The following is a 21,489-nucleotide window of genomic DNA, read 5'->3' on the forward strand; positions in this document are numbered from 1 at the left end:
GCATGAGCAAGGAAAACAGAGACTTTTTCTGGCCCAGTTACGTCGATCTGATGACCGTGTTATTCCTGGTAATGCTGGTGCTTTTTGTTCTGAGCTATAAGATGTTCCAGGGGAAAGACCAGGAAAACCGCGAGAACATTGCCCGGCTGCAGGTTGAAGTCCAAGAAAAGCGCAAGCTTGATGAAATCAAAGCTGCTCTCGCCCGTCTTGATGAAAAGTACTTTCAGTATAACGAACAATACAAACGGCATGAGTTGTTGGTAGACGTACTTTTTGAGCAGAGTAGCGCTGAGATACCAGTGCATTCACGGGCACCACTTCTTAAAGCAGGGCAGAATCTTAGCCATGTGATCAACTCCATTGATGAAAAGGATGTAAAGTACCTGATTGTGATTGATGGAAGGGCCGCCAGTTTTCCGAAAGGTGATCCGAGAAATATTTCACAACGCGAGTATGCACTGCAACTAAGCTACCAACGGGCATTAGCCTTGCTGGAGTTCTGGAAAAATGCAGGTATCAAATTCCCGAAGGATAGAATAGAGTTGATTGCCGCAGGAAGTGGGTTTGAAGGTGCTGGCCGTAAAGGTGATATTCGTGATCGCCGGTTTGTGATACAAATCCTGCCAAAAGTAGGAACATTGAAAACCGCTAAATAACATCTTTATAATGAGATGCTGCCTCCGCCTCAGCTTTGCCTGAATCAGAAGAAAACTCAAGAAAGAAGCTGTATATCCCAGAGAATGGATTTATCACACTGAACCTTCCGCTAACGCCTCTACGAATTGGTGCTTATAGTACTCGAACGACTCATCCATATTACCTTAAATTGATGCAACGTCTGTTCAACGCAGTAGGAATAAATATTGATGTTATAAATCCTTTTGAGTTTAAGACTAAGGGTGAGATGCTGTTAGAGTGTGGCAATCCTGCCTTTGTTGCTGGAGTCGATACCATGTCCTGTAGCCGGCCTTCTACTCGAAATGCTAACATTGAAGGAGCTGGGCGAAGGCACTGCGGGAGGTGTGTACCGTGCATTATCCGTCGTGCAGCCTTGAAAAAGGCAAACCAACCCGATGATAACAATCAATTGCTTGAAGGGAGACGTTACAGAACTGATATTTACACAACTCGTTTGCACGCATCTACAGCAAAAGTAGATGATAAGACTGCAAAAGGGGAAAATGTTATGGCATTCAAGTACATGATTGAGAGAGTACGACAAGACCCTAATTTTCTAACTGCTGCCATCAGGCTTACCGGACCACTGGAATTTCCTGACCAGTCACTGGCTGTGTATAAAAGAGTATTGGAAGAGGTAGAAGCCGTATTACAAAATGTGACTGTTGTTGAGTAATATGCCTTATTATGTAGATACCCATTGTCACCTAGACCTGTTCAAAGACATCAGGTCTAGTGTTGACATGGAAGATAGCTTACCTATTAAAACAATTACAGTAACGAACACCCCTGTGCTGTGGGCTCCTAATCAAAAGCTGTTCGGGGAGAGTCATAATATAAGGGTGGCGCTTGGCCTACATCCTGAACTTGCAGCACAACGAGAACATGAAATAGATATGTTTGATAATCTATGCTCTGAAGCGAAGTATATTGGCGAAATAGGGCTTGATGGCACCTTAAAGGATAAATCAATTCGTGATACACAATTGAAAGTATTTAGGAGCATTTTAAACTCGATTAGAAACTCTAGTCCGAAGGTGCTCACGGTTCACAGCAGAGGGGCAGCTAGAGAGACAATAGATGAACTTACAACTGCTTTGAAAGGTACCCATCATCAAGTTATCCTGCACTGGTATTCTGGAAGTTCTACAGATTTAAATAGTGCTGTTGATCGAGGCTATTTCTTTTCTATAAACCATAAAATGGTAACCAGTAAAAATGGTCTGAATATCATTAGTGAAATTCCACAGAGTAAGGTTCTTACTGAAACTGATGCACCGTTTACTTTCTCAGATAAAATAGTAACAAGAGAACAATCATTACAAGAAACGGTGAAGGGATTATCTATTCTCTGGAAGATAGATTATGATCAGGTGAAAGATAGGATCTGGGGAAATTTTAAACAGCTACTGCTATCTAGCTAACATCGACTTACTTAACATAAAAATAATTGTGAGTTTTTAAGTGACCTTTTGATCATTCCTAAACCATTTTTCTCCGGTAATTTACAAGAGGAAGATTTTGAATGATCAACTCAAAGTTAGATGACAACCTTAGATGTGGTGCTTAAGAATGGATTTTTTAGGCTATAAGCAGCAGAAAGTAGAGTTAACAGGAACATCAGAACTCGTAGACGTATCGAACTGCAAACGTACCTTTTTACTGAGTTGACATTTGTTCTTAAATTTTGAATTATCAAATCCAATTTAAAAAGGCAGTACTGGGCAGGAAGGGAAGAGAATATGAATTGCGTACTAGTACGTTCATGTGTACGCAATGGTATGAAAAAAGCCCTCCAGAATTAACTGAAGGGCTTTCTAGTAGACCGAAGGATGGAATTATCGAACCATTTCCACAAAGATTTAGCTGCTGTGGAAGAATTCTACAAGATAGTGGAGAGTGGGTCTTGAAGCCGCTATAGTGTATCCAAACAAGTTTTCTCTGCAAGGCAAGGTGCCTAGATCTATACTCATAGCTACCATGTTTTGGATTAAATCGTCAGCCCGTTGGATAATCTCGAGTAAACTATTACATTAGCTAAAACATATACTCTTATGCACACACTTACATCTTGTACCAGATCCAGCCAGCAAAAAGGTGCGAAAGCAGGGGTCAGCTATTACGTACATAGTGCAGATAAGCGTATGTTTTCGTTTAGCTGGTAGTTAGCTGATATATTGATTATGAATAAAAATTACATAATATACTTTCTTTTCCTACTTTCTTCTTGCAGCCAATCAAAAGGAATTGAAGTTAGTAGTGTCAGCAGTGATTTTTGTAACTGTTTTAGCCAACAAACCACAGGAGATATTGATACAAGGATGCAGCCTTGTATGGATAAGTATGTAAATGCCCGAGTTGACGAGATTAAAAGTCATTATGAAACGGAAAGCGTTGAAGAAGCTATTGGTGAATATACCACAGAAGTAATGCTAGAGATGGTGAGAAATTGCGAAAAGTTTGCTCAAGAGACTAGTATAATGTACGATAACTTTTACCCACTTGATACTTCATCTGAAAACAGGGTAGATATAGCTAACCTCAGCAAAAGAATTGATAAGGCTACTGAACAAGACACTTTGAAATCTCTTCTTCACCTTAGGCTGGCTAAATTAATAAGTCAAAGAGATTTGGAAAGCGCATTAACAGACATTGAATTAATACAAGAAATTGATTCAGATGACGTCGGAGCATATTTGGCGGCAAGCCAAATCTATAACCTGCAGGGTAATCATAAACAGGCATTGGTGCAAATAGAAAAGGCAATAGCGCTGACGGGACGGAAAGAATACGAGTTGTTTGCAGAAATCATAAAAAGGAAAATCAACAGCTAACACGCTACATGAGTAAAGCTTCGGCTGTGCCTCACTCTTCTCATGTACCAAAACCGTTCTCGGTAATTGTAATTATGAAAAGTTTAGTTCTATATGTAAGGGAAGAATTGAAGAATATAGGTAATACTGATACCTTAATCAGTATTGGGCTATTGATTATAGGATTAGTTGTAGGAATTAATAAATATGGTTCTCAAGCTACAGTAGTAGTCATATTCGTTTTCTTCTCTGCCTTTACTTTATTCGAAATTGTTTTTTCAGGTAAAGAAATATTTAGTTTAAATAATAGAAGAAAGAATAACTCCATTGAACAGGGCAGGTTTTTATATCATCTGATTTCTTTGTTTATAGTGCTTTTAGGATTGCTATACTTTCATAGCAGGACTGTTTACATATTCACGGCCGCATTCACCATTATCTTTTGTTTTGTGGCAGGTGTGAGTATGCTTGCAACGAAATTTAAAAGATAGAATAACTTCCGAGAACACGGTACATGAGCAAAGCTCGGCTACGTCTCGCTCACCTCATGTACGAGACCGTTCTTCCAGCCGCCACGAAGCCTGAAGCGTTAGCGGTTATTGTACACGCACCCCAATACACAATGCCAAAAAATGCGAGCAAATAAAATTCATTACCTATCAGGCCTGGCAATAGCGACTTTTGTGGGTGTTCATTTATTTAATCACCTTCTGAGCATTTGTGGTGCCGCCAAGCATATTGAAATGATGAATGCTTTACGGCTCTTTTATCGGAACACTTTTATAGAAGCAGTTCTATTGTTGGCTATTTTGGTGCAAATTGTTTCAGGATTGAAGCTCTTTAAAGAAAATAGAAAAACGGAATCTTCCAGATTCGAAAAACTTCAAATCTGGACAGGGCTTTACCTGGCGGGCTTTTTCATAATCCATTTAATCGCTGTTTTAAGCGGACGACTTTTATTGCAATTGGACACAAACTTTTATTTTGGAGTAACAGGATTAAATTCGTATCCTTTCAACCTGTTTTTTATACCCTATTACGGTCTGGCAATCGTTTCATTTTTCGGGCACATCGCTTCGATTCATAGTAAGAAAATGAAACACACAATATTGGGTTTGTCACCCAACAGGCAATCAATTGCAATCCTGTCTCTTGGAGTTATTCTGACAGCTGCCATATTTTACGGACTTACAAATCATTTTAGCGGAGTAGCCATACCTAAAGAATACGAAGTTTTGATTGGAAAATGAAAGACGAGCCACTAGCCATGCATTACTTAAACTGGGGTTAAGTGCAACATTGACAAATTGGTCCTTAAAAGAACTTTAGTTTTTCAAATGAACGACAGTCGGAAAAAGCTCCCTTTTCAGTAATACCCGAGCTGTGTAGGGTCTTTGATTACGACCAGTGTCCATAAACAGAATAACATATGAAAAGCAATAGTCAGGCATACAGAATACCTGATAAATCAATATTGAAAAAAGACAGTGAGTCGTTTGACTATATTGACAGCTACCAACGTTTTTTCTTAGACAAGGAAGGAATGATTGACTCCACAAAAATTGGGGTTTTGTTCTTTTCGGGCAAGTCTAAAGTGGCAGACGCTCTGTTCGCAATAAGAAATAAAGTCGTTGGACTTTTTGGGCTTAAATCATCAGGACAACCAAGCGACAGACAACAACGGCTGGACAAGTTTACTTGTGAGCCAGGTCAACAGCTTGGTCTTTTTAAAGTGTTTGAAAAGACAGAGAACGAGGTGGTATTAGGCGAGGATGACAAACATTTGAATTTCAGGGTTTCATTACTTCTGGACAGACTTCTTGATGACACAGCCAAAAGAAGTTTGACGATAACTACAACTGTAAAATTCAATAATCTCTTCGGGCGCGTTTATTTTTTGTTCGTGAGGCCTTTTCATCAACTAATCGTTCCGGCCATGTTAAAAGGCATTATTAAACGAATAGAGAACGAAAAGACAACCACCGGCTAACAATGGGTAGGAATAAACTGAAGCAAAGGGGAATAAAGTTAGATAAGTCTAAACCAAAGGGGAAATTTATCGAACCAAAAAAGCCGCTCCATTTGATGTGGAGCGGCATTTTTACTATGGTAGACCATAGGATCGAATTATCGAACCATTTCCAAAGGGATTTAGCGGCATTAAGTGATTATAGAGCAGTTTGTGGAAAGAAGATTTTGCCTCTTACTCATACAGTTTGCAAGCCTTGAATGGAAGTTGCTGCCTAGCTTCCAAAAAAACTGTCCAGTTGAGCTTGATTTCGATGTATATCCTGCTCAATATTAGCGTTCTTCTCTACGTCATGAAAATGTATGCTCTCCATAGGCTGCATGCTGGTAAAAGCATTCATATGTGATGGTGCTTTGCCAGCAATTCAAGTATGAGTATGACTCAATTAGTCAAAGCGATTTAAGATGGATCAGCCTTTATTAATGGTTATAAGTGCACTGAATGGTCAGCAAGTTCTGATGCTTTGCGTTTAAATCTCTATTCTGGATCATCAATATGGTAAGCTTAGTGCTTCTCAGTAATTTATATCCCAAACTTTCCTATTTGTTGTAATAATATTTTGCTTTGCTGGTACAATCCAAAGACTTTAAACTAATTGTCTTGGAAAATTGGATTGATGGCTCGTGTTCTTTTGGGAAACAGTAAATTTTATTTACATTGATTAGCCAATATTTAAAGTGCTAATTACGATACCTTTAACTGATGCCATGGGGGATGAATAACGATAACTTACTTGTAAGCGAGTTAAACAAAGGGAGCGAGAAAGCTTATGACGAGCTCTTCCATATGTTCTTTGGACGCCTGTGTGTATTTGCGATGAAATTTGTAAAAGACAAGGAGAGTGCGGAAGAGGTGGTTGAGGATGCCATGGTGGTACTTTGGGAAAAACGGGATAAGTTCGAAAATCTGGCAGCACTGAAAGGTTACCTCTATACTACTGTACGTAACGGCTCCCTTGATTACCTTAAAAAGAATGGCAGAAATACATCACTGGATGGGCTGGAGAACAACCAGTCTTTTTCTACAACCGATGATTATATCCTGGAAGAAGAAGTGCATGCCGTTCTCTACCAGGCCATGGCATCCTTACCTACCAAGTGCAGGCGTGTTTTCGAACTTTCCTGTATTGATGAGTTAAAGTATAGCGAAATCGCAGCTGATATGGGGATAAGTTTAAATACTGTTAAATCTCAGCGTGCAAGAGCAATTCAGCTATTAAAGGAGATTTTAAAAGGACACCCTTATCATATGGTGTTATTTTACGCTTTTCTCTCAAACCCCTAGGTCTTTTTAGAAGTTGCTATGGTTCTGGTATCCATTTATTATAGTTAATCCACTTATATACCTGAAAAGCCTTGCTCCCAATGCAAAAAAGAAATAGTCTACGGCATAATGTCTAGACAAGTTTTAGTCTGCATAAAATATTTTTAAAAAAGCGAATTTTTTTTCCACCCGAAATGCACCCTTAAGAGTTCTATAGATACTAGAAAAGATATGCGCCCTAACAACCTTAATTTTCTGCTTGCGGAACTCATTTGTAAATCCATTGCCGGAACACTTACGGATGAGGAGAATGCTATACTGACAAACTGGAAAGAACAAAAAGATAACAAAGAACTTTTTGATAAAATAGTAGATGCGGACAGAATAGACAATAAGTTTGAAATTTATAACCAGTTTAACAGCCAGCGATCGTTAAACAGGGTAAAGTCAAAGGTAGAAGAGCGGCGCAAAGAAAGGACCAGAAATCGATTTGTTGCATACTTTAAATATGCGGCAGCCTTTGTTCTGCTAAGCGGTTTTGGCTATCTGTTATATACGCTTCAGGCTGGCGGCGGTAAAACTATAGTTGGTGCAGAACAGCAGTATGCTAAAAGCGATCAGGTAGTAAATGTTGAAGGGACGATCAGGTCAGGAAATAAAAAGACTGTATTGATTTTGGCTGATGGAAAAGAAATTGACCTTGCCCAGACAGACCAGGTATTGAAAGGTTTACCAGGTGTATCTGTCAACAACACTGAGAAATTACTTTCTTATGAAGATGTTACTGAGCATGCTGGTAATTCAAACAAGGAAGTAGAGTATAATACGCTGAGAGTACCTATTGGAGGAGAATACCAGGTTGAATTACCTGATGGTACAAGAGTATGGCTCAATTCAGCTTCTTCTTTGAAATACCCTATAAGGTTTGTAGGCTCTCAACGGGTTGTTGAATTACAGGGCGAAGCCTACTTTGAAGTAACCAAAGACACAAAGCAATTTGTTGTCATAACAGGGGATGTACAGGTAAAAGTGTTGGGTACAAAGTTTAACCTGAGCGCCTATGAGGATGATGCTACTGTTGCTACCACACTCGTTGAAGGAAAGGTAAGTATGAGTGGTACAGGCGCTTCCAAAGATGCCATACTGATTCCTAACAAGCAGGCTGTGTATCATAGACAGAGTAAGGCGTTGAATATCAGGAGTGTGAATGTAGAGGAGTTTATTGCCTGGAAAGATGGCCGTTTTCATTTTCAAAAGCAGGAATTGGGAAGTATTCTTACCAGACTTTCGCGCTGGTATGGTATAAACGTTGTATATGCTGATCAATCGTTGAAAACGAAGGTATTTACAGGTATGGCTGAAAAGGATAAACCGGTTGAGCACATACTTCAGCTCATCAGCAAGACCGCTGATATAAACTACACCATTGAAAACAACAAAGTAATACTTAAAGAGAAGGACTAATCAGGTACTGCTCTTGCGTTTTGTATTCTTCCGGCAAGTTATAAAAAAGCTACGCTGTGAGGTCAGGCCCTTTTTTGCCTAAAAATTAAGAAATAATACATAAATCACTGCTCGTTAGTGTTTTGTTTCACCCTGTTTGTGTTTGCAGGGTATGAAAGGTCTGTTGCTTTCAAGTTTGTTTTTTGAACTTTTAAAGTTTAAGCATGCCGGGAAGATCAAAGCTTAAAACTATCCTAACCTAATAACCTTATGATGAAACTTTTACTCAGGTTAACTCTTCAAGAGCTAGCCAGCCAACAAAAGCTCCTCTCACTGAGAAGAAAAAGAGGGTTGTTCCTGCTCTCTACCTGTCTTCTGCAGGTACCCGGTAATGCATTCGGACAGGCTTTGACCTTGAACTCGAGCCAAGGTATAGTATGGGAAAAAGTTGCCCAGAAGCCACCGGTAAAAACAATAAGCCTGGACATGGGAAAAGTAACCATCCAGCAGGCTTTTAATAAAATCCGCAGCGACTATGATGTGAACTTCTTCTACAGTGATGATGAACTAAATGTAGAGCGGAAGGTGAATGCAAAAATATTAAATAAGAATCTACTACAGGCAATTTCTATTCTGGTTGGCCCTAACTATAGAGTAGAGGTAAGTGATGACAATATGGTTGTGATCACCCCTCTTAAGCGTTCAAGGGATGTAACATCTGCACAAGATCAGGTTAAGATAAAAGGAACTATAACAGATGAGGTCGGACAACCTTTGCCCGGTGTTAGCATCATGGTACAAGGCAGTACTAATGGCGTGATCTCAGATACTTATGGAAACTACTCGCTTGATGTTTTGCCTGGTGATGTTCTAGTGTTCAGGTTTATAGGCTTTGAAACAGTAGAAATGCCTGTTAGCGGAAGAACAGAGCTCAACCTGCAAATGAAGCCAAGTGTCACACAGCTTTCGCAGGTAGTGGTGACGGGTATATATGAGCGAAAGGCTGAAAGTTACACGGGCTCTGCTGTAACTATAACACAGGAAGAACTAAAAAAGGTAGGAAATGATAACCTGTTTCAATCTATCCGTAACATTGATCCTTCTATAGTAATCATGGATAATCTTTCGGCAGGTTCTAACCCTAACGCCCTGCCAGAGATGCAACTAAGAGGTACTTCAACTTTTCCGGTTGCTGAAAAAGGTTCAGGTTCCGGCCTTAAAGGGAACTATCTGAAGAATCCTAACCAGCCTTTATTCATCCTGAATGGTTTTGAAGCTACTGCAGAACAGGTATTAGACCTGGATATAAACAGGGTTGAAAGTGTGACACTGCTGAAGGATGCAGCTTCTAAGGCTATCTATGGGGCCAAAGCTGCCAATGGTGTAGTTGTTATCGAAACAAAGCGACTTTCGGGTTCAAACACAGTTGTTACTTATAACGGTAGCCTGGATGTGGAAATGCCGGATTTGACCAGCTATAACCTTACCAATGCCCTGGAGAAGTTGGAAGCTGAAAGGATAGACGGGATGTACACTCCGAATTCGAATGACCCGGAAGAGTACATACGGTTGCAGCAATTATACAATGCACGTAAAAAACTTGCTCTTGAAGGACTGGATACCTATTGGATGGCTAAGCCGTTGCAAACGGGTTTTGGGCAGCGCCATAGTGCATCGGTAGAGTTGGGTGGTCAGGACCTGAGAATGCTGGCAAATGTTGCTTACAGAGATATAGTAGGTGTAATGAAAGGTTCTTCTAGGCAAAACATATCTGGAAGCCTTACTACTTCCTATCGCCTTAAGAACCTAGCGTTTAGGAACATCATGAGTGCTAACAAAAATAACGCACAGGAGTCTCCGTACGGAACATTTGATGAATATGCTAAAATGAATCCCTACTGGAGAGCGGAAGCAGCTGATGGAAGTATCCCTTATTATGCAGAAATAGGTCCTAATGGGGAGCGCTACACAAACCCGCTTTTTAACTCAACGCTGGATTCCAAAATTGCTTCCAGCTATTTCAATTTCACAGACAACTTCTACCTGGAGTGGAGCATTCTGCCGGAGTTACGTGCTGTTGCCCGTGTGGGTATAGATGTTAAAAACAACGACGCAGACGAATTCTACCCTTCAGCTCATACGAGTTTTGAAGGATTTGTTGGAGAGGATATGGGTAAGCGTAAAGGTTCCTACCAGCTTAACAATGGCGAAAGCAGTTATTTGTCCGGAGACCTTAACATCAATTACTCTAAGGAAGTAAACAAGCATTTTTACTTTGCGAACCTAGGCTTTAACATAAGCGAAAACAAATTCAATGAAGTCGTTCATCGGGTTGAGGGCTTCCCGAGCAGCCGCATGGATGATGTGATATTTGGTCGTGCTTATGCACTTGAATCCAGACCTACAGGTATTAATGGCATTTCCCGCGACATCGGATTTCTGGCAGTAGGGTCATATACTTATGATAATAGATTCCTTTCTGACCTTACACTAAGAACAAGTGCTTCATCCCAGTTTGGCACCGACAAGCGTTGGGCTAAATTCTGGAGCTTTGGCTTAGGTTGGAACCTGCACAACGAGCACTTCATTGGTAGCAACGTATTCGATTTACTGAAAGTACGCGGCTCCCTGGGCTCAACTGGTCAACAAAACTTCAATACCAATGCATCCATTGCTACCTATAATTATTACCTAGAGTCTCTTTATCAAGGTTTTACAGGTTCGTACTTAGAGAACATGGCCAACTCCGGGCTGCAGTGGGAAACTAAGTTTGACTATAATGTCGGTGTAGATGCCAGAATTAAGAACTTATCAGCAAGGCTGGACTACTATGAGAACTATACGGAGAACCTGATCACGGATATGACCATTGCTAATTCTTCAGGTTTTAGTACGGTAAAGGATAACATTGGTAGGGTAAAAAATGCTGGGTATGACCTGAATGCCTCTTACCTGGTGTGGAGTCACGACAGAAACTTCTTTTCCCTGAACTTTGGCTTAGTAACCAACAAGAATGAGATTGTAGAGTTGTCTAACGCCATGAAGAGCTACAATGAGGCGATGGACGTTCAGGCTGCTGAAAGAGGGAATAACAAACCTATTCACAAGTATCAGGACGGAATGTCTATGGATGCGATCTGGGCAGTTAGATCACTTGGAATTGACCCATCTACAGGAAATGAGGTTTATCTTGATCGCTTTGGAAATACAACCTTTAATTGGGATGCCAAGGATATGATGGTTGTAGGAAATAGCAATCCTAAATACCGTGGTAATTTTGGGCTTAGTGCAGAACATAGTGGAATAGGTCTTAATGTAACTTTCCGTTACTTAGGTGGCGGACAGATGTATAACCAGACGCTTGTAGATAAAGTGGAAAATGTTGACATGAACTATAATGTTGACAAAAGAGTGCTTACAGGCAGATGGTTATATCCTGGGCAGAATGCACTTTACAAGCGCCTTGGCGACTATACAGTAGATACCGGAGAAGGTTATGTCGTTAGTCATGCTGAAAAGACCCGTGCTACTTCGCGTTTTGTGCAGGACAGAAATGAACTGGACATTGCGGCGGTAAACTTGTACTATGATTTCAATACTGATATGTTAAAACGTCTGGGCATGGAAAGGCTGAAGCTTAGCCTGAACATGAACGAAGTAGCCAATATTTCTACCATCAGGATTGAGCGAGGTACAAGCTATCCTTTTGCCAGAACACTTTCTTTCTCTGCTTTAGCCACCTTTTAATTAGAACGAACATGTTAACAAAAATAAAGAAGACCGTAGCCGGAATTTGCCTTTTGTTTGCTGCTACTTCCTGTGAAGAGTGGCTCGATGTAACTCCAAGCACTCAAATACGAGCAGAGGAGCAGTTTAAATCTGAGGATGGTTTTAAAGATGCATTGATGGGAGTTTACATAGGTATGGCAACACCAGAGCTATATGCCAAGGATATGACCTGGAACCTTGTAGATCTGTTAAGTCAGCAGTATGCAACACTTCCTAACCTGGCATCTTATGTTGATGTACAGCAGTACAAGTACCGCGCAACAAAGGCTATACCTAAAGTTGATGGTTTATGGAACCGTTCCTATACAATCATAGCCAACATCAACAATGCACTTCACTACATAGAGAAGAACAAGGAAGTGCTTCATCCTATCAGCCATGACATCATTAAAGGAGAACTGCTAGGCCTTAGAGCTTTCATCCATTTTGATTTAATGCGCCTGTATGGTTATGGCGATTTAGCAAGCCGATCTGACCTTGCCGGAAAGTTGGCGATCCCTTATGTGACGGAATACAAAAAGGAAGTAACACCGCAGTTAAACTATGCGCAAACTTTTGTATTGATGGAAAAAGACATCAATGCGGCTTTAGAATTGCTGAAGGCAGATCCGATCTATTTAAACGCAGAAAGACCTGCAGGATATTTTGATCAGGTGAATCGCGACGGGTTTTATAACCAGAGAGAACAGCGCATGAACTATTATGCCGTAAAGGCGCTGCAGGCAAGAATGCTTTTATGGCAGGGTGGCGCCGAAAAGATGCAAGCTGCAAGGGTAGCCGCTGAAGAAGTGATCAATAGTTCGGTAGCCAGGCTGATTCAGTCTGAGAGCTATCCTGTAAGCTCTGATCCGGTGCTATATCCTGAAATTCTGTTCAGCCTTAATGTAACTGCATTTGAAAATATTGTAAACCGCTTTTTAGATGCAGAAAAGGCTACCAACTATGACGCGCTGTTTCTTACTACAGCTGCAGCGGCTGGGATTTATGAAACATCCAATGTAAATATTGGTGTGGCAGATATCCGGTATAACACGCTGTTAGCTGCACAGTCTAGAGGGCTTGTATCGATCAAACTGCTGCAGAATGGAAAAAGCCATCCTAACATTATGCCTTTGATAAAACTGCCCGAGATGTATTACATCGCAGCAGAGGATTACATCAGGGCTAATGACCTTAACATGGCCATAGCATATCTGAACAAAGTCAGAAAAAGCCGCGGCATTATTGAAGAAATTTCGGAAGGTGCTGAGCCTGAAGTAGTGAAAGAAGAACTATACAAAGAGTACCGCAAAGAGTTTGTGAGTGAAGGGCAGTTGTTTTTCTACTACAAGAGACTAGGGCAGACGACCATTCCCGGACTTTCGGAAAGCACAGAAGTAGGCGATAAGATCTATGTGCTGCCCTATCCGGATAGTGAAATTGAGTTTGGTAACAGAGTCCAATAACCTTAAACGTTAAGAAAGTGAAAAATCTTAAGCTAATTCCTTTTGCGGCCCTGGTGGTGACCCTGCTGTTTACCTCATGCGCCAAACAAGACATCATGCCTTATCAGGCTGACCCTGCGGTTAATTTTGTGTCTAAAACTGTAGAGTATTCTTTTCTGGGTAATCCTGAAGGTGAGTATGTACAGGAGATAGAGGTGCAGGTTATGGGCCAGGCAGCAGACCACGATCGCCGCTTCAACGTGGAAGTAATTCAGGACTCCCTTACAACTGCAACACCACAACAGTACGAAATTGTGGAAGGGCTTGTAAAGGCCGGTGAATTTAAAGGTAAACTATATGTGAGGCTGCTTAAATCACCAGCTCTGGATAAAGACAAAGTATCCCTGCATCTGAGAATCACCAATTCCGATGATTTCCAGAAAGGCAACACAGAGTCAGTTGATTTTACCGTTGCCTGGACAAATAAAGTAATTGTACCGGCCTGGACCTACTATAGATATTTCTTTACAGCTAAAGCAAGTACAGCTGCATACAGAGCTATAGTGGAGTCTACAGGTGTGAAAACATTTACAGTGCGAGATTACATCGCCGTGGGACCTACAGGCGCACAGGCGCTGGGTACCCAGTTTGGCGACTATGTGAAGCAATGGAACAAGGACAACCCGGATAACCCGTTACGCCATGATGATGGGGTTTTGGCTGGAGAGTTGATCGTTCCTATATACTATACACATTCTAAATTCGACTAAGTATGAAAAGAATAAATATACTTATTTGCTTCATCATCATTTCGCTGGGATGGATGATTACTTCCTGCCATGATGATTTAAGCACACTGGATGTAAAAGAAGTGCCAGGTGTTGAAATTGATACCACAGGTATGAAAGCTTTTTCAGTACACCAGTTTGATTATCTGGTGGTAGAGCCCAACCTGGTTAAGGCAAAAGGCCTTTCAGAGTCAAACCTTAGCTATGAGTGGCGCATTAACCTAATACCCGGCGATACGACATTTCATATTATAGGAGATCAGAAGAACCTGAACTACGAAGTTCGTTTCAAGCCTAATGTTTCAGGCAATTACCATTTGCTTTATTACACTATAACAGATAAATCAACTGGTTTGGAATATATCATGTCCTGGCCGGTAACTGTTAAAAATAATATTGGGGAAGGGCTTGTAATTGCTGAAACGAGTGACGGTATCAATACCGATATAAGCCACATCATGCATTCTTTGGTAACAACGGATTATACAGGGGAAAGCGTGAAGCATAATGTTTATTCATCTATAAATAGTGGTACCATCAAAGGCTTGATTAAGCAGATGCGCTTCACAAAAATGTATGGTGTTGATGTATTATTAGGAATAACAGATAACAGTATTACCCGAATAAATACGCTGGACTACACGTTGTCTGGCACAAACGGAGAGCTGTTCTACAGTAATTCTTCAGGCCAGCATCCACAGGCGCTCGGCGGAATAGTTCAGGGAGATATGTATGTGGCTGACGGAAAGTTAACAGGTACGTACCTGGGTGCTTCCAGAAAGTTTGGCCTGCCGTTCGACTTTACTTACAAAGTTCCGGATCATATAGCTTTTAACGGGTTTAACTATTATCCTCTGCCAATCAGGATTAACTTTTACGATGAAGCAAACCAGCATTTTGTTTACCTGCCAACTATAATGTCTTTTGGAGATAACAAGATGCATCCGGTACCGGCAGATACTGAAGGGGTGTTCGACCCTGCTACTGTGACGAATAAAGTCAACCTGGCTGCAGGCGTAAGCACAGGAGGAGACTTCCTGCATCTTCTTAAGGATAAATCATCTGGTGATATTGGGCTGTATGTGCTGGACGGAGGGCAGGACAACTATCCAAGTCCTATCCCCCGAAGGCGAAAGCATTGTATAGCTTATCCGAGGCTCCGGAAATTGACAAAGCAAAACATTTTGTCTTTTTAGACAACCAGCGGGTAATGTATTATGCCACAGATAGCAAAATATACGCTATGTTGTATAGCACCGAAACTCCTGTATTTGAACTGCGCTATTCGGTACCGGCAGGAGAGGAGATTACAACCTTACAGGTATATCGTCAGGCCGATTATCCATTCAGGTCTGAAGGGTGGGACCCTCCTTATAATGCGACGAATAATAAACAGCTCATCATGTCTACCTATGGGACGGAAGGAAAGGTGTACATTCTGCCTATGATCAACGCTGGTGTAGGTAACATCGATGTGGCTAATATTAAGACCTTCAATGGGTTTGACCGAATCACTGCGATCACGACACAATTATAATTTCTGGAAATATAGGCAGCGTATGCAAAAGCATGCGCTGCCTTACCTGAATAGAACATGAAAGGTTTTATACCAGTTTGTCTGGTTCCAGCCTATAACAACCGGTGTAGTATAAGCTGCACATGCTTGTAAACACTAGGGAGGTATCCCTAAAGCCATAGTTAAAAACTACTTTAATACATGAAGAAAATCATCAGAATAGCCCGGTTAGAGCTAAGTATACTGTTCTATTCACCAATAGCCTGGATTATACTCATTATATTTCTTATTCAGTGTGGGGTAACCTTCATTGGTCTGATTGAGACCCGTGAGGCGAGTCAACAGCTGGGTAATCCATTAAAATCACTCACACAGGATGTTTTTGGCGGAGCGCAGGGGTTCTTCGCTGCTGTTCAGAATAAATTATACCTGTACATCCCGCTGCTAACAATGGGACTGATGAGCAGGGAACTCAGCAGCGGTTCCATTAAGCTTTTATATTCTTCCCCATTAACTAATCTGCAGATCATACTGGGCAAGTTTCTGGCAATGATGGGCTATGGTTTCCTGTTGGTGCTAGTACTTCTGGGCATATTAGTGGCTGCTACATTTTCGATAGAAGCACTGGACTTCAGGTTTTTGCTTGGCGGTATTATTGGCTTATATTTATTGATATGTGCCTATTCAGCGATCGGGCTTTTCATGTCCAGCCTTACTTCCTACCAGGTCGTAGCGGCTATCAGCACGCTGGCTTTATTCGCCGCCTTAAGCTTTGTCGGCACTGTTGGGCAGAGCATTGATTTTGTCAGGGATATTACCTACTGGATTTCTCTTGATGGCAGGGCAGATAATTTTATCAATGGTCTGATCAGCAGTAAAGATGTAATCTACTTTCTTTTAGTGATTACCCTCTTCCTGATGCTAACTGTAATGAGGCTGAATAGTGGCCGAGACAGTAGTTCTTCTCTTTTTGTTGCTGGCCGATATACACTTTTAGTTATTACGGTTCTGGGTATTGGTTACATTAGTTCATTACCAACTTTAACAGGTTATTACGATACCACACGTTTTAAAGACAGAACCCTGACAGAGAGTAGTAAGGACCTGATCGATCAGCTTGACAAGCCGGTTACGATCACGAGTTATGTGAACGTAGTCAATGCCTTTTCCCACTTAGGTTCTCCAAAATTCCGCATTTTTGATCTCAATAAGTTCGAGCAGTACACCCGCTTTATCCCCAATCTGGAAATGAAGTATGTGCCCTACTACGATTCTACCTTCACCAGCCGGGATAACTTAGGAAAAACGCTCCCTGAAATGGCGCATCAGTATTCTTTAGCCTATGGGTTTGACTATGAACGGTTAATGACCCCTGCCGAAATTAGGAAACAAGTAAACCTGGTACCTGAACAGAACACATTTGTGCGCATGGTTGAATATAACGGTAAAAGCACTCCGCTCCGCATGTTCTTCGATATGTTAACTTATCCTGGTGAAGCAGAAATTTCAGCTGCCTTAAAACGCCTGCTGACGAAGGCTCCGGTGGTGGGTATTATGACGGGTAATGACGAACGCAGTGTTCTAAGAACAGGAGACAAGGATTATAAAGATATCATGAATACCCTGTCTTCCAGGGGAGCATTGATCAATCAGGGCTTCGATGTAGTGAACATTAATATTGACGAGGTAAATGCTGCCCCGGACAGCTTAACCGTGCTGGTCATTGCAGACCCGATCGAAGCTTACTCTCCGGAACAGTTGCAGTTCATCAACAGCTACATTGATAACGGTGGCAATATGTTAATTGCCGGAGAGCCAGGGAAACAGAGCATTCTTAATCCTGTCGTTGAAAAGCTTGGCGTTTCATTCACGGAGGGTACCCTGCTCCAGGAATCAAAAGAACTTGAACTGGACCTGCTTCAGACCCACCTTACAAAAAACGCAACTGCATTCAGCAAGGCAATATCTGGTAAGGACATTATTACATTACCCGGGGCTGTCGGATTGAATTATGCTGAAAGCAATTCATTTAAGGTAACTCCTATCCTGATGACAGACAAACAGTTTACCTGGAACAAAACCGAAAAGTTTGATCTGGAAAATGATTCAGCAGCCTTCAGACCTGGTTTAGACCGGAAAGCAGCTATACCGGTAGCGCTGAGTTTAACCCGTGAAATTTCAGATAAAGCGCAGAAGATAATAGTAATAGGGGATGCGGACTTTATGAGTAATGGAGAGCTGGGAAGATATAATCTGAGAACCAAGAACTTTGAATTTATTGTAAACATGTTCAAATGGTTCAATGACGGTCAGTTCCCGATAGATACAACGCGCCCGGAATCCATCGACAATAAAATACTTGTAACACAAGCAGAGATCTCGTTCCTACAGATACTGCTTCTGGCCATCGTTCCAATCTCTTTAGGGGCTTTTGGAACAGTTACACTTATCAGAAGAAAAAGAAATTAAAATATCAAGAGAACCAACAGCACATCAAATCTAATACACAGATGGAAGAAAGTATAGCAAAGATCCAGAACCTGTCGCATCGTTACAGCAGAGACTGGGCAGTTAAAAATATTAGTTTCGAAATTCAGAACAGGGGTATCCTGGGATTACTCGGTTCCAATGGGGCTGGTAAATCAACCACGATGAATATCCTTTGCGGCGTTATTAATCAGACGGAGGGTGATGTTTTTATAGATGGAATTAATGTGCGGGAAAACCCGGTGGAAGCCAAAAAATTAATCGGCTTTTTACCGCAGAAAGCCCCCTGCATTTAGAACTTACGGTAGATGAATACCTGACGCACTGTGCCCATATGCGCTCAATCCCATCAAATAAAATCAAAGATGCCTTAGAATTGGCAAAAGCAAAATGTGGTATCAGCCATTTCAGTAAGCGTGTTTTAAAGAACCTTTCCGGAGGTTATCAGCAGCGTGTTGGTTTAGCACAGGCAATTATCCATAACCCGAAACTGGTTGTATTGGATGAACCAACAAACGGGCTTGATCCAAATCAAATACTGGAGGTCCGCAAACTGATCCGGGAAATTGCTGAAGACAGAGCTGTTATACTCTCTACCCACATCCTTTCAGAAGTACAAGCTACTTGTGATAAGATTGTTATGATTGAGCATGGTGAGATTGTGTTTGCTGATACACTTCATGCATTCAACAATTATATTGAGCCAAACACCTTAATAATGGAAGTTGACAGCCCTCCGTCAGAAGATGAACTCTATGCTATTGAAGGAATTACAGATGTATACTTTGTGACGAAGAATAGAATCAGGTTACAATTTAATGCTGGTCCTGAAATCACTAAAACTATTATTCAGGCTAGTATTACTAACGGGTGGCGCTTATCAGAGATATTCCTTGAGAAAAGCTCACTGGATGGAGTGTTTGCTCAATTGTCTAAAAAGAAGCATGCAGGAAATAAAGCACCTGAACTTGTGCCTGTAAACTTTTAAATAGAATCCTGATGAAAAAAATAATAAGGATCGCACGCCTGGAGCTAAGCCTCATGTTTTATTCCCCGATTGCCTGGCTGTTGCTCATCATTTTTATCGTGCAAACCGGGTTAACCTTTACGGAATTACTTTACAACCAGGAAACAAACCAGCAACTGGGCAGACCGCTACAGGTGCTTACAAAGATACTTTTTGCGGGAGATGATGGCATATTAGCTGCCATGCAGAAGAACCTGTATCTGTATATCCCTTTGCTTACAATGGGTTTGTTTAGCCGTGAAATTAGCAGCGGTTCCTTTAAGTTGCTGCTTTCTTCGCCGGTGACAGTTCGTGAGATTGTCCTGGGTAAGTTTCTATCCATGATGGTTTATACAGCTTTGCTATCACTTGTCTTATTAAGCTTCGTGATTGCTGGTGTAGTTTCTGTAGAAGCTCTGGATATTAAGTTTGTGCTGGGTGGCGTTTTAAGCCTGTATCTGTTAATGTGTGCGTATTCTGCCATCGGCCTTTTTATGTCCAGCCTTACCTCCTACCAGGTAGTAGCGGCTATCAGCACACTGGCTGTTCTTGCAGCCTTGAATTTTATCGGACAAGTTGGACAGCAGTTTGATTTTGTACGGGATATTACTTACTGGCTGTCCATAGCCGGCAGGGCAGATAATGGTGTTAATGGTTTATTAAGCTCAAAAGATCTCCTTTACTTCCTTCTTGTCATAGGCTTATTCCTGTTGCTGACGATCATAAAGTTCAAGCATGAACGTGAGACAATCTCAAAAGGAACAAAGGTTACCAGGTATAGTTTTTTAATCTTAACATTTATCCTGATTGGATATGTTACATCCCTGCCAACGCTAAATGGGTATTATGATACTACCCGCTTCAAGGATCGTACCCTTACACAAACTTCTCAGGACATTGTCAACAGGCTGGACAAGCCAATCAGCATAACAACGTATGTTAATGTGGTACACTATAGTGCGCCATACGGTGCACCGGAGAACAGAATCAAAGACCTGAATCAGTTTGAAAAATACCGACGCTTTCTGCCGAATCTGCAGATGAACTATGTGCATTATTATGATACACTGGTACAGTATAATGACACCACAAAGACGCTGATGGAAAAGGCTCAACGTGCTGCAAAAGCCCATAAGCTGGATTTTGACGAGCTGTTAAACCCTAAGGAAATCAAGGAAATAATTGACCTGGTGCCTGAAGATAACCGCCTTGTACGCATTATTGATTATGGCGGGAAGAAAACACCACTCAGGATGTTTGATGACATTTTCGCCTATCCCGGAGAAACGGAAATTACTGCGGCTCTGAAGCGGTTGATTGAAAAACCTGCTCTGGTTGGAGTTCTTACAGGAAATGGTGAACGGAGCTCAGACAAAATTCAGAATGATGCTTATAAAATCATTACCAAAGGGTTGAATGTAAGAGGATCTTTAATCAACTCGGGGTTTGATGTCATTGATATTCCAAGTGCACAAACAATTCCTGCCGGTCTGGATGTATTAGTTCTGGCAGATCCTGCAAATCAGTATACGCAGGAACAGGCAAATAACATTCTTTCCTATATAAATGCCGGTGGTAACCTGATGATTGCAGGGGAACCGGGCCGTCAATCTGTATTGAATCCGATTATCGAAAAGCTGGGTCTTACTTTTGTACCTGGCACATTGTTGCAGGAAAGTGAAAACTATGAACTTGATTTAATACAGGCCAAGTTTACCCCAGATGCCGCCGCATACGGATTTGGTTTCTACGATAAAGCAGTAGTTACTCTTCCCGGAGCAATGAGGGTAGCCAGCACCGGTAACACAGGCTTTCAGGTAGCACCTATTCTGGTAACAGATGGCAGTGTTACCTGGAACAAACAGGAAAGCTTTGATCTGAAGACAGAAAAAGTGGTGTTTGATTCCGCTACTGAAAAGAAAATAACGGCTCCTGTAGCTTTGGCCCTGCGGAGAAATGTAGGCAATAAGGAACAGAAAATCATGGTGTTTGGCGATGCTGATTTCATGAGCAATGTGGAACTGAACCGAAATAATGTCAATACTGTAAATGCCTCTTTTGCCTTACGCATGTTTAAGTGGTTCAGCGATGGAAAGTATCCCGTAGATACAAGCCGTCCTCCGTCTATTGATGACAAGGTGTTGCTTACCAGAGCTGGTATTGGCTGGATGAAAGTATCTGCACTGGGAGTAATTCCACTTTTATTCGGAGCTTTTGGTGCGGCCCTTTTGATCATAAGAAAGAGACAATAGT

Annotated in this window: 18 protein-coding genes; all 18 read left to right on the top strand. The window is 41.4% G+C overall.

The window, feature by feature from the left end; translation table 11 throughout:
• The first annotated feature begins 2 nt into the window (after window positions 1–2).
• The 18 genes from GSQ66_RS02955 (at window position 3) to GSQ66_RS03030 (ending at window position 21,488) form a co-directional block, all read left to right on the top strand.
• Window positions 3–656 carry an OmpA family protein gene (locus GSQ66_RS02955; protein ID WP_202923391.1) on the top strand — a complete coding sequence of 218 codons (654 nt, stop codon included), beginning with the start codon at window positions 3–5 and terminating at the stop codon, window positions 654–656.
• A 35-nt stretch (window positions 657–691) separates the two neighbouring features.
• Window positions 692–1,354 (top strand): adenine nucleotide alpha hydrolase family protein, encoded by a 663-nt coding sequence (locus GSQ66_RS02960; RefSeq protein ID WP_162426095.1) that lies wholly within the window; start codon window positions 692–694, stop codon window positions 1,352–1,354.
• 67 nt (window positions 1,355–1,421) lie between these two features.
• Window positions 1,422–2,102 carry a Qat anti-phage system TatD family nuclease QatD gene (qatD, locus tag GSQ66_RS02965; protein WP_238395788.1) on the top strand — a complete coding sequence of 227 codons (681 nt, stop codon included), beginning with the start codon at window positions 1,422–1,424 and terminating at the stop codon, window positions 2,100–2,102.
• A 759-nt stretch (window positions 2,103–2,861) separates the two neighbouring features.
• Entirely contained in the window at window positions 2,862–3,512 is a 651-nt protein-coding gene (locus tag GSQ66_RS02970; RefSeq protein WP_162426097.1) for a tetratricopeptide repeat protein, read from the top strand.
• 8 nt (window positions 3,513–3,520) lie between these two features.
• Window positions 3,521–3,982, top strand: coding sequence for a hypothetical protein (locus GSQ66_RS02975; protein ID WP_162426098.1), 462 nt, complete (start codon window positions 3,521–3,523; stop codon window positions 3,980–3,982).
• Between the two features lie 141 nt (window positions 3,983–4,123).
• The gene (locus tag GSQ66_RS02980; RefSeq protein ID WP_162426099.1) at window positions 4,124–4,741 is read left to right on the top strand and encodes a hypothetical protein; all 618 of its coding nucleotides are present in this window, start codon (window positions 4,124–4,126) and stop codon (window positions 4,739–4,741) included.
• Between the two features lie 179 nt (window positions 4,742–4,920).
• Window positions 4,921–5,481, top strand: coding sequence for a DUF2867 domain-containing protein (locus GSQ66_RS02985; RefSeq protein ID WP_162426100.1), 561 nt, complete (start codon window positions 4,921–4,923; stop codon window positions 5,479–5,481).
• 753 nt (window positions 5,482–6,234) lie between these two features.
• Window positions 6,235–6,804: an RNA polymerase sigma factor gene (locus tag GSQ66_RS02990; RefSeq protein WP_162426101.1), complete on the top strand. Its 570-nt coding sequence runs from the start codon at window positions 6,235–6,237 to the stop codon at window positions 6,802–6,804.
• Between the two features lie 210 nt (window positions 6,805–7,014).
• Window positions 7,015–8,247 carry a FecR family protein gene (locus tag GSQ66_RS02995; RefSeq protein WP_162426102.1) on the top strand — a complete coding sequence of 411 codons (1,233 nt, stop codon included), beginning with the start codon at window positions 7,015–7,017 and terminating at the stop codon, window positions 8,245–8,247.
• 393 nt (window positions 8,248–8,640) lie between these two features.
• Window positions 8,641–11,973 (top strand): SusC/RagA family TonB-linked outer membrane protein, encoded by a 3,333-nt coding sequence (locus GSQ66_RS03000; RefSeq protein ID WP_202923392.1) that lies wholly within the window; start codon window positions 8,641–8,643, stop codon window positions 11,971–11,973.
• An 11-nt stretch (window positions 11,974–11,984) separates the two neighbouring features.
• The gene (locus tag GSQ66_RS03005) at window positions 11,985–13,460 is read left to right on the top strand and encodes a RagB/SusD family nutrient uptake outer membrane protein (protein ID WP_162426103.1); all 1,476 of its coding nucleotides are present in this window, start codon (window positions 11,985–11,987) and stop codon (window positions 13,458–13,460) included.
• 17 nt (window positions 13,461–13,477) lie between these two features.
• The gene (locus GSQ66_RS03010; protein ID WP_162426104.1) at window positions 13,478–14,209 is read left to right on the top strand and encodes a DUF4843 domain-containing protein; all 732 of its coding nucleotides are present in this window, start codon (window positions 13,478–13,480) and stop codon (window positions 14,207–14,209) included.
• A gap of 2 nt (window positions 14,210–14,211) precedes the next feature.
• Window positions 14,212–15,423, top strand: a complete 1,212-nt coding sequence (locus tag GSQ66_RS03015; protein WP_202923393.1) for a PKD-like family lipoprotein — start codon at window positions 14,212–14,214, stop codon at window positions 15,421–15,423.
• A 14-nt stretch (window positions 15,424–15,437) separates the two neighbouring features.
• The gene (locus GSQ66_RS18760) at window positions 15,438–15,764 is read left to right on the top strand and encodes a hypothetical protein (protein WP_202923394.1); all 327 of its coding nucleotides are present in this window, start codon (window positions 15,438–15,440) and stop codon (window positions 15,762–15,764) included.
• A 180-nt stretch (window positions 15,765–15,944) separates the two neighbouring features.
• Window positions 15,945–18,212, top strand: coding sequence for a Gldg family protein (locus GSQ66_RS03020; RefSeq protein WP_162426105.1), 2,268 nt, complete (start codon window positions 15,945–15,947; stop codon window positions 18,210–18,212).
• Window positions 18,213–18,253: 41 nt separating this feature from the next.
• Entirely contained in the window at window positions 18,254–18,526 is a 273-nt protein-coding gene (locus tag GSQ66_RS19045; protein WP_202923395.1) for an ATP-binding cassette domain-containing protein, read from the top strand.
• Window positions 18,527–18,564: 38 nt separating this feature from the next.
• The gene (locus GSQ66_RS03025; RefSeq protein ID WP_202923396.1) at window positions 18,565–19,218 is read left to right on the top strand and encodes an ATP-binding cassette domain-containing protein; all 654 of its coding nucleotides are present in this window, start codon (window positions 18,565–18,567) and stop codon (window positions 19,216–19,218) included.
• A gap of 11 nt (window positions 19,219–19,229) precedes the next feature.
• A complete protein-coding gene (locus GSQ66_RS03030; RefSeq protein WP_162426106.1) occupies window positions 19,230–21,488 on the top strand; it encodes a Gldg family protein in 2,259 nt (752 codons plus the stop codon).
• Window position 21,489 lies beyond the last annotated feature (1 nt).

Source organism: Pontibacter pudoricolor, from assembly GCF_010092985.1.
GTDB classification, from domain to species: Bacteria; Bacteroidota; Bacteroidia; order Cytophagales; family Hymenobacteraceae; genus Pontibacter; species Pontibacter pudoricolor.